Source organism: Bradyrhizobium diazoefficiens USDA 110, from assembly GCF_000011365.1.
Taxonomy (GTDB): Bacteria; Pseudomonadota; Alphaproteobacteria; order Rhizobiales; family Xanthobacteraceae; genus Bradyrhizobium; species Bradyrhizobium diazoefficiens.
Genome location: NC_004463.1, coordinates 4,999,418 through 5,012,878 on the forward strand (window position 1 = coordinate 4,999,418; position 13,461 = coordinate 5,012,878).

Here is a 13,461-nt window from a genome sequence, read left to right on the forward strand (position 1 = left end):
GTCGATGAGCGAACGGCAGAACCCGTACAATATCGGCCTCGACAAGACGCCCGCCAACTACGTGCCGCTGAGCCCGCTGAGCTTTCTCGCGCGCAGCGCCGCGGTCTACCCCGATCACGTCAGCACGGTCTATGAAGGCCGCAGCTTCACCTGGGCGCAGACCTATGAGCGCTGCCGGCGCTTTGCGTCGTATCTCGCCGGCAAGGGCATCGGCGTCGGCGACACCGTGGCGGCGATGCTGCCGAACATCCCGGCGATGAACGAGGTACACTTCGCGGTGCCGATGACGGGCGCTGTGCTCAATGCGCTCAACATCCGCCTCGATGCACCGTCGATCGCGTTTCAGCTCGATCATGGCGGGGCCAGGATCATCCTGGTCGATCCCGAGTTCTCTAGCGTCATCACCGACGCACTCGCGCAGATGAGCGGACCGAAGCCGTTCGTGATCGACGTCGACGATCCCGCCTTCAAGGGGGGCAAGCGCATCGGCGAGATCGAATATGAGGCCGCCGTCGCGCAAGGCGATCCTGATTTCACCGCGATCCCGCCGAAGGACGAATGGGACGCGATCGCGCTGAGCTACACCTCGGGCACGACCGGTAATCCCAAGGGCGTCGTCACGCATCATCGCGGCGCTTATCTCAACGCCGTCAGCAACATCCTTGCCGGCAATCTCGGCCAGCATCCGGTGTATCTCTGGACGCTGCCGATGTTCCATTGCAACGGCTGGTGCTTCCCCTGGACCATCGCGGCCTCAGCCGGCATCAATGTCTGCCTGCGCAAGGTCGAGCCGACCAAGATCTTCGAGTTGATCAAGCAGCACGGCGTCACCCACATGTGCGGCGCGCCGATCGTCTACAACACGCTGATCAACGCCCCCGACGCGCCCAAGGAAACGTCAACGGGCAATGCCGCCCGCCGCGTCGTCGGCCTGATCGCCGGCGCCGCGCCTCCGGTTGCGGTGCTAGAAGGCGCGGAAAACATCGGCATTAAGCTCACCCACGTCTATGGCCTGACCGAGGTCTACGGCCCCGCCTCCGTCTGCGCCGAGCAGCCCGGCTGGGACGAGCTTCCGCCGGCCGAGCGCGCGCGGATGAAGCGCAGGCAGGGCGTGCCCTACCCGCTCGAGGAAGGCGTCACCGTCATCAACCCGCAGACCATGCAGGAGGTGCCGCGCGACGGCGAGACCATCGGCGAGGTCATGTTCCGCGGCAACATCGTCATGAAGGGTTACCTCAAGAACGAGAAGGCGACGAAGGAGGCCTTCGAGGGCGGCTGGTTTCACACCGGCGATCTCGGCGTGCTCGACGAGCACGGCTACGTCATCATCAAGGACCGCTCCAAGGACATCATCATCTCGGGCGGCGAGAACATTTCCTCGGTCGAAGTCGAGGACATCCTCTACAAGCACCCGGCGGTGCTGTTCGCCGCCGTGGTCGCCAAGCCCGATCCGAAATGGGGCGAAGTGCCGTGCGCCTTCGTCGAGTTGAAGGACGGCGCCAGCGCGACCGAGGCCGAGATCATCGCCTTCTGCCGTTCGCACATGAGCGGCTTCAAGACGCCGAAGGCAATCGTGTTCGGGCCGATCCCGAAGACGTCCACGGGCAAGATCCAGAAATTCCTGCTGCGCAACGAGGTGGGATCAGCGAAGGCAATAACCGCCTGAGCTGATCTCTCGTTTCAAGGCTGCTGCGCTCAGTGTGTCTCCAGCCGCAGGCCGTCGTACGCAGGCACCACGCCCGGCGGCAGCGACTGCCGGATGACTTCGTAATCGACGTCGGCCGTCATGTTGGTGATGACGGCGCGCTTCGGCTTGAAACGTTCGATCCAGGACAGCGCGTCGTTGATGCTGAAATGGCTGACATGGCTGGTGTAGCGCAGCCCGTCGACGATCCAGAGGTCGAGGTTTTCAAGCGCGCCCCAGCTCTCGCGCGGGATGTCGTTGAGGTCGGGCGTGTAGGCGGCGTCCCCGATGCGATATCCGAGCGCGGGAATGTTGCCGTGCTGCACCAGGAAGGCCGTCATCGTCACGGCGCCGCCCTTCCCCAGAACGGTCTGGCTTTCGCCCGCCTCGATCGAATGCCGCGTCAGGATCGGCGGGTAGTCGCTGCCCTCCGGCGCGATGAAGCAATAGGAGAACCGCGACAGGATGTCCTTGGCGGTCGACTGGTTGAAGTAGGTCGGGATACGCCGGCGCATGTGCATGACGACCGAGCGCAGGTCGTCCATGCCGTGGGTCTGGTCGGCATGCTCGTGGGTCAGGAACACCGCGTCGATGTGGTCGACATTGGTCGAGAGCAATTGCTCGCGCAGGTCCGGCGAGGTGTCGATCACGATCCGCGTGGTGCCGTGCTCGGACGTCCGTTCGACCAGCAGCGAGCAGCGGCGGCGGCGGTTCTTCGGATTGCTCGGGTCGCAGGCGCCCCAGCCGAGCGCCGGGCGCGGCACGCCGGCGGAGGAGCCGCAGCCCAGGATCGTCAGCGTCAGCGTCATGCGGCTCCCGGAATCAAGCTGTCACCTTGGAGAACAGGCGGAAGAAGTTTTCGGTGGTCTGGCGCGAGATCTCATCAAACGACACGCCACGCGCTTCAGCCAGCACTTTTGCGACCTCGACCACATAGGCCGGCTCGTTGCGCTTGCCCCGGAACTTGCCGGGCGCAAGGTAGGGCGAGTCTGTTTCAACCAGAATACGGTCAGCCGGCAACTCGGCCGCGAGCGCGCGCAGCGCCTCCGACTTCTTGAAGGTCAGGATGCCCGTGAAGCCGATGTACAGGCCGAGCGATACCGCCTTCAGCGCCAGCTCGCGCCCGCCGGTGTAGCAATGCAGCACGGCGCGAAACGATCCGCGTGCTACCTCCTCTTCCAGGATGCGGCCGCAATCCTCGTCCGCCTCGCGGGTGTGGATCACCAGCGGCAGGCCGGTCGCGCGTGCAGCCGCGATGTGGGCGCGAAAGCCCCTCGCCTGCGCTTCCGGCGAGCCGTTGTCGTAGAAATAGTCGAGCCCGGCCTCGCCGAGCGCCACGACCTTGGGATGCTGCGTCAACGCGATCAGCTCGTCCGGCGAGATGCCGTCCTCCTCGTCCGCGTTGTGCGGATGGGTGCCGACCGAGCAGTAGACGTCGTCGTAGCGCTCGGCGATGGCCAGAAGCTGGTTCAACTTTCGCACCCGCGTCGAGATCGTGACCATGCGGCCGATGCCGGCCGCTCGCGCACGTGACACGATCCCGTCGAGATCTTCCGCAAAATCGGGAAAATCCAGGTGGCAATGACTGTCGACAAGCATCGCGCGAACGCCTTAGGCCGCCGGCTCGATGTAGCGCGGGAAGGCCGGCGTCGGCGCGGGCAGCGTCGAGCCGGGCGCGATGCGCTTGGCGCCGCCGAGCGCCGCAAAATTGCGCTCGCCCCCGGGGACACCGAGGCTATCGAGCAGCAATCCCGAGGCGGTCGGCATCGCCGGCTGGGCCAGGATCGCAATCTGGCGCACGACCTCGGCGGTGACATAGAGCACCGTCTTCTGCCTGGCAGGATCGGTCTTGGCGAGCGCCCACGGCGCCTCGCCCGCGAAATAGCGGTTGGCTTCCGCGACCACGGCCCATACGGCGTTGAGCCAGTGATGGATCTGCTGCGTCGCCATCGCCTCGCGGCTTGCTGCGATCATGCCGTCGGCCATCGCCAGGATGGCCTTGTCGTTGTCGCTGAACTCACCCGGCTCCGGCAGCACGCCGCCGAGTTGCTTGGCGATCATAGACAGCGAGCGCTGTGCAAGGTTGCCGAGATCGTTGGCGAGATCGGCATTGATGCGCGCGACGATGGCCTCGTGGTTGTAGTTGCCATCCTGGCCGAACGGCACCTCGCGCAGGAAGAAATAGCGCATCTGGTCGACGCCATACTGGTCGGCGAGGTTGAAGGGATCGACGACATTGCCGACCGACTTCGACATCTTCTCGCCCCTGTTAAACAGGAAGCCGTGGGCATAGACCCGCTTCTGCACGGGAATGCCGGCCGACATCAGGAACGCCGGCCAGTACACCGCATGGAAGCGGATGATGTCCTTGCCGATGATGTGCACATCGGCCGGCCAGTAGCGCCAGTTCTTGTCGCTTTCGTCGGGGAAGCCTACCCCGGTGATGTAGTTGGTGAGCGCGTCGACCCAGACATACATCACGTGCTCTTCGTCGCCGGGCACCTTGACGCCCCAGTCGAAGGTGGTGCGCGAGATCGAGAGATCGCGCAGTCCGCCCTTGACGAAGCTCACCACCTCGTTGCGGCGCGAGTCCGGGCCGATGAAATCGGGATTATCGGTGTACAGCTTGAGCAGCTTCTCCTGATAGGCGGACAGGCGGAAGAAGTAGCTCTTCTCCTCGACCCATTCGACCGGCGTGCCTTGCGGCCCGAGGCGCACGCCGTCGTCGTTCAGGCGCGTCTCGTCTTCGGCGTAGTAGGCTTCGTCGCGCACCGAGTACCAGCCCGCATAGGTGTCGGCATAGATGTCGCCGTTCGCTTCCATGCGCCGCCAGATCTCCTGGGTGGAGCGGTGGTGCTGCTCTTCGGTGGTGCGGATGAAACGGTCGAACGACACGTTGAGCCGCTCGTCCATCGCCTTGAAGCGGGCCGCGTTACGGGCCGCGAGCGCGGACGGGGTCAGGCCCTCGTTCTGCGCGGTCTGAATCATCTTCAGGCCGTGCTCGTCGGTGCCGGTCAGGAAGAACACGTCCTTGCCGTCGAGCCGCGCAAAGCGTGCCAGCGTGTCGGTGGCGATCGCCTCATAGGCGTGGCCGATATGCGGGTTGCCGTTGGGATAGGCGATCGCGGTCGTGATGTAGAAGACGTTGTCGCGCGCGGGGGCCGCTGCGGGCACGGCGGCTTGCGGAGCCGCAACCGGCTTCGGCGCGCGGGGCGCCTTGGGTTTCGACACATTGGGCTTCACAGCCTTCGGCGGCGTGGCGACAGGCGTCGGTGCGGCGGTCACGGCAGCCGCAGTCACCTTTGCCTTCTTCGCAGGAGCCTTCTTTGTAGGAGACTTGGCCGGCTGTTTGGCCGCTTTCTTCACCGCCTTCTTGGCGCCGACCTGCTTCTTCGCAGCCTTCTTGCCGGCCTTCCTTGCCGTCTTCGCAGCGCTCTTCTTCACGCCCTTCTTGGCGGCAGCCTTCTTGGTCTTCTTGACCTTCTTGGCAGCTTTGCGCGCAAGCGCCTTCACGGCCTTTTTGGTGGCCTTCTTCGCAGCTTTCTTGCCGCTCTTGCGCTTGACGGATTTTTTAGCTCGCGTTGCCACGACGAATTCCTTTACCGGCTTCTCAAAATTTGGAAGCGAACCTGCGTTAGGTTATTGTTTTGAGCATGATCCTCTCGGAAAACCGCTACACACTTTTCCGGATCATGCTCTAGCGCGTTGCGTCCGCCAGCCAGCCGAACACCGAGAAAACCAAGGGCTTTCGCTCCAGATTGTAGGTTTCGGTGTCGCGCGCGGCGCGGACGATCTTTTCCCATACCTCAGCTAGGCGCGCAAGGCGCGGCAGGTTCTGGTTGGCATTGGCCTCATCCGCATGCAGCCGTTCCGCGATCCAGCGGTCGATGCCGTCGATGAAGGCCGCAAGCGCGACGCGGTCGCTGGTGCCGAGCGAATCGCCGAGCGTGTGCAATTCGCGCGGATCGACCTGTGGCAATCGCGCAAGCAGTGCCGCCGTGCGCTGCTGGAGTTTCAGCGCATCGCCGCCGAGCAGCGTCAGCGCCCGCGCGACGCTGCCCTCCGAAGCCTCCGCCGCCTCGCGCAACGCCAGATCGGTCGGAGCGAGGCCGGCCGCTTCCGCGGCGGCACTGATCACCTCGTCCGTTCCGAGCGGCCGCAGGCGCAGCTTGCGACAGCGTGACTGAATTGTGGCGAGCACGCGCGCGGGCGCGTGGCTCACCAGCAGGAACAGCGATTGCTGCGGCGGTTCCTCCAAGATCTTCAGAAGCGCGTTAGCCGCATTCGGATTGAGCTCGTCGACCGTGTCGACGATGCAAACGCGCCAGCCTTCGGCTGCTGCCGTCGAGCCGAAGAACGAGATCGTCTCGCGCGTCTCGTCCACGGTGATCACGGTGCGCATCACGCCGCGGTCGTTCGCCGTGCGCTCCAGTGTCAGCAGCCCGCCATGGGACTCTGCGGCGACCTGGCGCGCCACGGCGTCATCAGGGTCGACTGCCAGGCTCTCGGCGCGCTGCACGACGTCCGCCAGCGGCTGGCCGTGCGCCAGCACGAAGCGCGCCATGCGGTAGGCCAGCGTCGCCTTGCCGATCCCCTGCGGCCCGCCGATCAGCCAGGCGTGCGGGATGCGACCGCTGCGATAGGCCGACAGCAGCGCCGTCTCGGCCTCGCGATGGCCGAACAGACGGCTGGTCTCGCGCGGATGCGGAATGGCGCTCTCGCGCTCTGCCTGACGCGGACTCATACCGACACCACCGAGGCCGGCGTCGGAAGGAGACGATCGCGAAGTGCGCTCCAGACGCGGCCTGCGACCGTATCCGGATCGGAATTGGCGTCGATCAGCACGCAGCGCGCGGGCTCGTCCGCGGCGATCTTGCGATAGGCCTCGCGCAGGCCCTGGTGGAAGCTGAGCTGCTCGCCCTCGAACCTGTCAGGCGTGCCACTGCCGCGACGGGCGGCGGCGCGCTGGAGGCCGATCTCGACCGGCAGGTCGAGGATGATGGTGAGGTCCGGCTTGAGATCGCCGATCGTAACGCGCTGCATCGCGTTGATCAGACCGGGAGAAACGCTGCCGAGGCTGCCCTGATAGGCGCGCGTCGAGTCGGCGAAGCGGTCGCACAGCACCCAAATGCCCTGCTTGAGCGCGGGCTCGATCACGGTGTGGACATGGTCATCGCGCGCGGCCGCGAACAGCAGCGTCTCGGCTTCGGGGCCGAGCAGCTTGCCCATGCCCGACAGCACCAAATGGCGCATGATCTCGGCACCCGGCGAGCCGCCCGGCTCGCGCGTCACAAGGGTGCGCATCCTTGCTGCCTTGAGGCGGTCGGCGAGCTTCTTGATCTGGGTGGACTTGCCAGTCCCCTCGCCGCCCTCAAAGGTGATGAAGCGTCCGCGTCCGGACGACCGCTGTACCGCACTGTCACTCATGGTCAGAGCTTCTCGGCGCCTGCGCGGAACATGCCGATCACGAGCTCGCTGGCGCCGTCGATGGCGCGGCGCATCGTCGAGCCGGTGCCGATCGCTTCAGCCGCATAGACCGGCGTCTCCACCGCGATGTTGCCGCTGCGCCAGACCTTCACCACACCGACCTTCTGGCCGGCTTCGACCGGGGCCCGCACCGGGCCACTATAGACGACGCGCGCGATCAGCTTGTCGCTGCCGTTCTTGTGCACCATCACCTTCACGGGCGTCTTGGCGATCAGCTTCACCGAGCGGCTCTCGCCGCCGAACACCTTGGCGTAGCCGACAGGCTGGTCGGCCGCGATCAGCGTGCGGGTCTCGAAATTGCGAAAGCCCCATTCCAGCATCTTCTTGGCTTCCGTGGCGCGATCCTCGGGGTCTTCCAGCCCGTTGACGACGACGATCAGCCGCGTGCCATTCTGCACGGCCGAGCCGACCATGCCATAGCCGCCCTCTTTGGTGTAGCCGGTCTTGAGGCCGTCGGCGCCTTCCATCGAGTTGAGCAGCGGATTGCGGTTGGGCTGCCGGATCTTGTTCCAGGTGTACTCTTTCTCGCCGAACAGTTTGTAGAACTCCGGAAAGTCCAGGATGATGTGGCGGGCGAGGATGCCGAGCTCGCGCACCGTCATCTTGTTGCCGGGGTCTGGCAGACCGTTGGAGTTGCCGAAGGTCGACTTGGTCATGCCGAGCTCGCGGGCTCGCTTGGTCATGAAGTCGGCGGCAAAGATGCGCTCATTGCCCGCCATGGCTTCGGCCAGCGCAATGCAGGCGTCGTTGCCGCTCTGGATGATCGCGCCATGCAGGAGATCGTCGACCGAGACCTTGCTGTTGATGGCGGCGAACATGGTCGAGCCGCCCGACGGCGCCCCGCCCTTGCGCCAGGCGTTCTCGCTGATCCGGTATTCGTCGGTCAGCTTGATGTCGCCCTTCTGGATGGCGTTGAAGACGACCTCCGCCGTCATCAGCTTCATCATGCTGGACGGCGCGCGCAGCTCGTCGGCGTTCTTCTCGAACAGCACGCTGCCGCTGGAGGCCTCGATCAGGATCGCGGTGGGGGCATCGCCGTCAAAGCCGGTATCTTCCGCCTTCTTGGCGCCTTGGATGCTTTGGTTGGCGGCGTAGAGCACGCCGCACCAGCCGAGGCTCGCGAGCAGCAGCCCGGCGACAAGCGCGCGCACCAGCATGCCGGAGGTGAAGCGGCTGCGACGGAGCGAAATGAAACGAAATGCCATGGCCAAGCCCTGAGAGCGGCGTTCTAACAGTTGGAACTGGCGCGAACAACATGAGGCTGGTGCCGGAACCCGAGATTGCACGATTCTCGTCACGCCCCTATCGTGGCACCTCACATTTCTCGACCAAACCCCTGAAACAAGGCGGAAAAGCGATGTCTTCCACCCGCGTGATCAAGGCCAACGGGATCGACCTTTTCATCCGCGAGGCCGGCCAGGGACCGCTGGTCGTGCTGTGCCATGGCTGGCCGGAATTGTCCTATTCCTGGCGCCACCAGATCCCGGCGCTGGCGGCCGCCGGGTTTCACGTCGTCGCCCCCGACATGCGCGGCTACGGCCAGAGCGCGGCGCCGGCCGACGTGAGCGCCTATTCGATCTTCGACACGGTCGGTGACATCGTCGGCCTCGTGCAGGCGCTTGGCGAGAGCAAGGCCATGGTAGTCGGCCACGATTGGGGGGCGCCGGTCGCCTGGCACGCGGCGCTGTTCCGCCCCGACATCTTCACGGCGGTGGCGGGCCTGAGCGTGCCACCGCCATTCCGCGGCCGCGGCAAGCCGCTCGACCTGCTGCGTCAGGGCGGCGTGACCAACTTCTACTGGCAGTATTTCCAGGTGCCCGGCGTCGCCGAAGTCGAGCTCGAGCGCGACGTCGCCCGCACCATGCGCATCGTGCTCGGCGGACGCGGCCTCGCCGATCCCTCCGCGGCCATGTTCGTGCAGGAGGGTAAGGGCTTTCTCGGCCACGCGACTGCCGATGAGCCGCTACCGGACTGGCTGAGCGAGGCCGACCTCGCCTACTTCACCGAGACATTCCGCAAATCCGGCTTCCGCGGCGGGCTGAACTGGTATCGCAACCTCGACCGCAACTGGGAGCTGACGGCGCCCTGGCAGGATGCGCAGATCCACCAGCCGTCCCTCTTCATTGCCGGTTCGAAAGACGCCGTCATCACAGGCCTGATCGGCGCCAAGCGCGTCAACGAACTCGAGCGCGTGCTGCCAAATCTCACACGAAAACTGATCATCGAAGGCGCCGGCCATTGGGTGCAGCAGGAGCGGCCCGACGAGGTCAACGCTGCGCTCGTGAAATTCCTGCGCGAAGCGTCGGCGCGCTAGCCGATGTCCTTCTTCATTGCGATGTGAGCGGCGCCCGCCTGCTCCGTCTCGGCGAATCCGCGCCGAAGGTAAAACCGGCGCGAATCCTGTTCTAGGCGTTAGCCAGCAACGTCAAAACCGCTCGGTGATTGTCCGGGTTTAGTAGAGGCCGCGGCCGCTCAGGATGCTGCGGGCCTCCGCCGCGCCATCAGACGCATAGGCGGCCGAGGGCGCGCTCTCGGTGGCGTAGCGGCCGTCCTCGTCATAGGACACGGCGCGCGCGTTTTGGAGCGGCCGGCCCCGGCTGCGGCTCGAGGCCGACATTTCCGAGCTCGCATTGAGTGAGGCCATGTCGGCCGAGGTATTGCCGAGACTGTAGGGCCGCCCCTCCGGCATCGGAACCTCGCCGCGGATGGCGCCACGGTTCGACGAGGGCAGCTCCGGCACGAATGGCCTTGCCGAGGCGACCCGGACCATCGAAGGCGACGGCGCCGGGATCCCGGTGCGCAGGGTCGCCATCAGCTGGCGGTCGTCGGAACCTTCCAGCGGCGCCCGGCCGACATATTCGACGCGGACCTTGGCGACGCCATTGCCTTTGAATTCAAGGAGTTCGGCGGCTTTGTTCGAGACGTCGATGAGCCGGTTGCCGTGATAGGGACCGCGGTCATTGACGCGGACGATCAGTGACTTGCCGTTCGAGATGTTGGTCACCCGGGCATAGGACGGCATCGGCAGGGTCGGATGCGCCGCCGTCAGCGAGGCCATGTCGAACACCTCGCCATTGGCGGTCAGGCGGCCATGGAAATCGTCGCCGTACCAGGACGCCATGCCCTCGGCACGATAGTTGACGTCCTCCTCCGGCACATAGGTCCGGCCGGCGACGACGTAGGGCTTGCCGACGCGGTAGGTGCCGCCGCCCTTCGGGACCGGATCACCCAAAGCCACGACCCGGGGGCTCGAGGACACGCCATATTTCGGATCGACGCGGCTGGCGAATTTGTTGGAGGACGCGCAATTGGCGAGCGCGAGGCAGGTCGCGGCCGCCGCAACACCACGCGCGGCCCGCAATACCGAATCTGACCGTCGGATCCCCATTCGCCCCAAATACCATTTCGCCGGAGGCGTACCCACCCCGCTTCGACGGGGAGCGCTGTCCGGTCCTTTGCTCCGAGGCGGCCCACCACCGCTTCGGACGTCGTGACGATATCGCAACCCGAACACGGCGGAAATGGGGAGCCCGCGGCGATCGCGCGGAGATGGTAAACGGCGCGTTCGCTTTCCCCCGTTCATCTACGGAGCACAGGCACCTGCTCTGTGCCACTCCTGGACATTCTGTTGCGCTAAATCCTCACTCCACCCCCATTGTCGCGCCACTCACTGGAATTCTTTTGACTGTGCAAGGCCGCACGCGTTCTCTCGCATGCAAGGGCGGGATTTGGAATTTAACGATGATCGAGACGGTTTCGGCACTGATGGGTCTGGTAAGCGCGGGGATCTTCCTGGCCCATGCGTTTGAAGGTTACCGTACGAGGGCCTGAGGCACTCGCGCGGGCGGCAAGCATCACCTCTTTCAAGACGGGACGTTCGGGCAATTTCAAGCGATCCGATCGAGCATCGCAGACGAGAGCGGCAGGTGTCCAATGCGTAACCATGACCTCGTATCCGATGGCTTCCTGGCATTGACCGCAGGCGGTCTGGTGCTGTTGTGCTCGAGCCTGGTGGCGTTGGCCTTCGGCTGATCACAGCCCCCTTTCCCGGTGTTTCCGACCACGACCGTACTGCCCCGCAACACGGGTGTTTGTCCCGGAATTGTCCCGCTCCCGTTTAGTTGATTGAATTTCCGCGTTCGGCGCCTCGACTCATTTCAAGAGGCCATCACCAACGAAGGTGACGCAATGCTTGCCGAGAAATTCTTCCTGGTCCTGGAATCGCTGATCCGCGGCGGCCGGACCTATCCGGACGGAAGTCCAAGGGTCATCAGCACCTCCCCGCATATCCCGGTGAAGCTGCCCGACCGGAAATAGGCCGGATCGTTTTCGCGCTCCGTCGCGCGCCGCTCAGCGCAGGCCGAGCAGCGAGCGACGATAGAAGCTGTCGCGGGCCTCGCCGAGGCAAACGAAGCTGCCGTCAAAACCCTGGCCGTATCGCTTCTGGCCCCTGGCGTAGTAGACGCCCTTCCTGAAATCCAGCCAGACCACCTTGTCATGCGGACAATGGCGCTGCGCTTGCGCCTCGTAGCGAAACGGCGTCAACGGCGTAGCCGACACCTCGCCCCCGCCAAGCATCATTATCGCCGCAACAAGCGCGATCCTCCCGGGCCCACTGCTAAAGCCGCTCCGCACGTCCCGCCTCCCGCGATCCAGGCCGTCGCGACGGCCGCCCGGCACGGTAGCACGAAACGGCACGATCCCCGGAAGGCTGCAAGCGCACCGCGCGTCTTTCGCCGGCCATCTTGCCGGGCTACATGAAAGCCAGATCATCTCGATGCGAGGATGCTGCCTGAATGTCGGTTGAGCCTGCCCCCACGACCGAGGCCCGCCCGCCCTCGCCGCGCCTCGGCCTGCTGCCGATGATCATCTTCGGCTCGCGCTGGCTGCAACTGCCGCTCTATCTCGGACTGATCGTGGCGCAATGCGTCTACATCGCGCTGTTCCTCAAGGAGCTCTGGCATCTGTCCTGGCACGCCCTCGATCTCACCGAACAGCAGATCATGATGAGCGTGCTGGCGCTGATCGACGTCGTGATGATCTCCAATCTGCTGGTGATGGTCATCGTCGGCGGCTACGAGACGTTCGTTTCGCGGCTCGATCTCCAGGGCCATCCCGACGAGCCGGAATGGCTCGGCCACGTCAATGCGAGCGTGCTGAAGATCAAGCTTGCCATGGCCATCATCGGCATCTCCTCGATCGCACTGCTCCGCACCTTCATCGAGGCCGGCAATCTCGGCTCGAACCGCGCCGGCTTCACCGAGACCGGCGTGATGTGGCAGGTGCTGATCCACATCACCTTCATCGTCTCGGCGCTAGGCATCGCCTACGTCGACAAGCTCAGCGATTCCGGAATGCGCAACAAGCATGCCGAGTAGGACCAGCCCGCTCACCTTGCGCCCCACCGCCTGGCAGAGGGCAGTTCTCTCACAGCCTCGGCGGCGAGCCCATCGAGATCGTCCACATGGAGCTGTGAGCGCCTAACTGCGCGGCGCTCACTCTTTGGCTTCGAGTTGTTGAATGGCCTGATGCAGGCATTCCTGGAACTTCGCGGCGACCTGCTCGCGCGCCACCCCCTTGGCGGCGAGATCGCCTGACACCTTGTCCAGGACCTCGTCCATCGTCCGGCTCTCCAGATGGTCCGTCGCCAGCGCCGTGGAATAGCTCTTGGCGGCATCGCCGCTGAGCCCGAGCTGGCCGGCGGCCCAGAGCCCGAGCAGCTTGTTCGACCGGGCCGTGGCCTTGAATATGAGCTCCTCGTCGTGGGCGAATTTGGCTTCAAAGCCCTGCTCGCGCTTGTCGAACGTGGTCATGGTCAGCTCCATTTCGTTTTCGCTGCTGCGGATCGGACTGGCTGGGAGCGAACGTCTCCGTCTTTCACGTCAGTTGAGGATCATTTGAATCTTCCGGCGGAAGCCAAACGCCGTCAAGCCCGCCGCTTGCGGCAGGGCCGGCCATCACGGCAGCCGGCCAGCTCCGCGCCAGCCAGACCGGCTACAGGAAAGCGTTTACTCTTTGTTAAGTGGACTCAGCGCCGCATAGCCCGGGGACATCGAGAGCTGACGCATGAACAGAGAGCTGCGGGAGTTTCGACGGCTTGAACGGGTCTGCCTGGAGCAGGCCGCCCTCTCCACCATGGACCTTGCACGACACGGACTGCTCAAGGTCGCCGACGATTGCCGCATCGCAGCCGAAGCGATCGAGGCCCAATCGCCCCGCGGGGCATTGGCAGGCGCCGTCCAGGCGCTCAAGCTCGCCTTCAGCACGACGCAACGGCACTAGGTCCGGCC

Annotated in this window: 14 protein-coding genes; 5 read left to right on the forward strand and 9 right to left on the reverse strand. The window is 65.0% G+C overall.

The genetic code is table 11. From position 1 onward, the window contains the following. The first annotated feature begins 4 nt into the window (after positions 1-4). On the forward strand, positions 5-1,666 hold the full coding sequence (locus BJA_RS22555; RefSeq protein ID WP_038967567.1) for an acyl-CoA synthetase: 1,662 nt from the start codon (positions 5-7) through the stop codon (positions 1,664-1,666). A 29-nt stretch (positions 1,667-1,695) separates the two neighbouring features. Here BJA_RS22555 and BJA_RS22560 read toward each other — a convergent pair whose 3' ends face one another. From BJA_RS22560 to BJA_RS22585, 6 genes are all read right to left on the reverse strand, one after another. After that, positions 1,696-2,493, reverse strand: coding sequence for an MBL fold metallo-hydrolase (locus BJA_RS22560; protein ID WP_011087285.1), 798 nt, complete (start codon positions 2,491-2,493; stop codon positions 1,696-1,698). Positions 2,494-2,506: 13 nt separating this feature from the next. Beyond that, positions 2,507-3,283, reverse strand: a complete 777-nt coding sequence (locus tag BJA_RS22565; protein ID WP_011087286.1) for a TatD family hydrolase — start codon at positions 3,281-3,283, stop codon at positions 2,507-2,509. Between the two features lie 12 nt (positions 3,284-3,295). After that, positions 3,296-5,272, reverse strand: coding sequence for a methionine--tRNA ligase (gene metG, locus BJA_RS22570; RefSeq protein WP_097532087.1), 1,977 nt, complete (start codon positions 5,270-5,272; stop codon positions 3,296-3,298). A 109-nt stretch (positions 5,273-5,381) separates the two neighbouring features. Further along, positions 5,382-6,428: a DNA polymerase III subunit delta' gene (locus tag BJA_RS22575; protein WP_011087288.1), complete on the reverse strand. Its 1,047-nt coding sequence runs from the start codon at positions 6,426-6,428 to the stop codon at positions 5,382-5,384. Then, a complete protein-coding gene (gene tmk, locus BJA_RS22580) occupies positions 6,425-7,111 on the reverse strand; it encodes a dTMP kinase (RefSeq protein ID WP_011087289.1) in 687 nt (228 codons plus the stop codon). Before tmk ends, BJA_RS22575 begins: the two co-directional genes overlap by 4 nt. Positions 7,112-7,113: 2 nt before the next feature. Beyond that, entirely contained in the window at positions 7,114-8,376 is a 1,263-nt protein-coding gene (locus BJA_RS22585; protein WP_038967564.1) for a D-alanyl-D-alanine carboxypeptidase family protein, read from the reverse strand. A gap of 152 nt (positions 8,377-8,528) precedes the next feature. Between BJA_RS22585 and BJA_RS22590 the strand changes: the two genes are divergently transcribed. Then, complete coding sequence (locus tag BJA_RS22590) at positions 8,529-9,485, forward strand: alpha/beta fold hydrolase (protein ID WP_011087291.1); 957 nt, start codon at positions 8,529-8,531, stop codon at positions 9,483-9,485. A gap of 138 nt (positions 9,486-9,623) precedes the next feature. On the opposite strand, the gene BJA_RS22595 is transcribed toward BJA_RS22590, so the two are convergent. Beyond that, positions 9,624-10,559 (reverse strand): septal ring lytic transglycosylase RlpA family protein, encoded by a 936-nt coding sequence (locus BJA_RS22595; protein WP_051000380.1) that lies wholly within the window; start codon positions 10,557-10,559, stop codon positions 9,624-9,626. Positions 10,560-11,359: 800 nt separating this feature from the next. Between BJA_RS22595 and BJA_RS43690 the strand changes: the two genes are divergently transcribed. Continuing rightward, positions 11,360-11,488 (forward strand): hypothetical protein, encoded by a 129-nt coding sequence (locus BJA_RS43690; protein ID WP_256380384.1) that lies wholly within the window; start codon positions 11,360-11,362, stop codon positions 11,486-11,488. A gap of 33 nt (positions 11,489-11,521) precedes the next feature. Here the strand turns inward: BJA_RS43690 and BJA_RS22600 are convergent, their stop codons facing one another. After that, positions 11,522-11,752, reverse strand: coding sequence for a hypothetical protein (locus BJA_RS22600; RefSeq protein WP_085966842.1), 231 nt, complete (start codon positions 11,750-11,752; stop codon positions 11,522-11,524). Positions 11,753-11,967: 215 nt separating this feature from the next. Between BJA_RS22600 and BJA_RS22605 the strand changes: the two genes are divergently transcribed. Next, positions 11,968-12,549 carry a TIGR00645 family protein gene (locus BJA_RS22605; RefSeq protein ID WP_011087294.1) on the forward strand — a complete coding sequence of 194 codons (582 nt, stop codon included), beginning with the start codon at positions 11,968-11,970 and terminating at the stop codon, positions 12,547-12,549. Between the two features lie 117 nt (positions 12,550-12,666). Here the strand turns inward: BJA_RS22605 and BJA_RS22610 are convergent, their stop codons facing one another. After that, entirely contained in the window at positions 12,667-12,984 is a 318-nt protein-coding gene (locus BJA_RS22610) for a DUF1476 domain-containing protein (RefSeq protein ID WP_038967566.1), read from the reverse strand. Positions 12,985-13,237: 253 nt separating this feature from the next. Between BJA_RS22610 and BJA_RS22615 the strand changes: the two genes are divergently transcribed. Continuing rightward, positions 13,238-13,453: a hypothetical protein gene (locus BJA_RS22615; protein WP_028174032.1), complete on the forward strand. Its 216-nt coding sequence runs from the start codon at positions 13,238-13,240 to the stop codon at positions 13,451-13,453. Positions 13,454-13,461 lie beyond the last annotated feature (8 nt).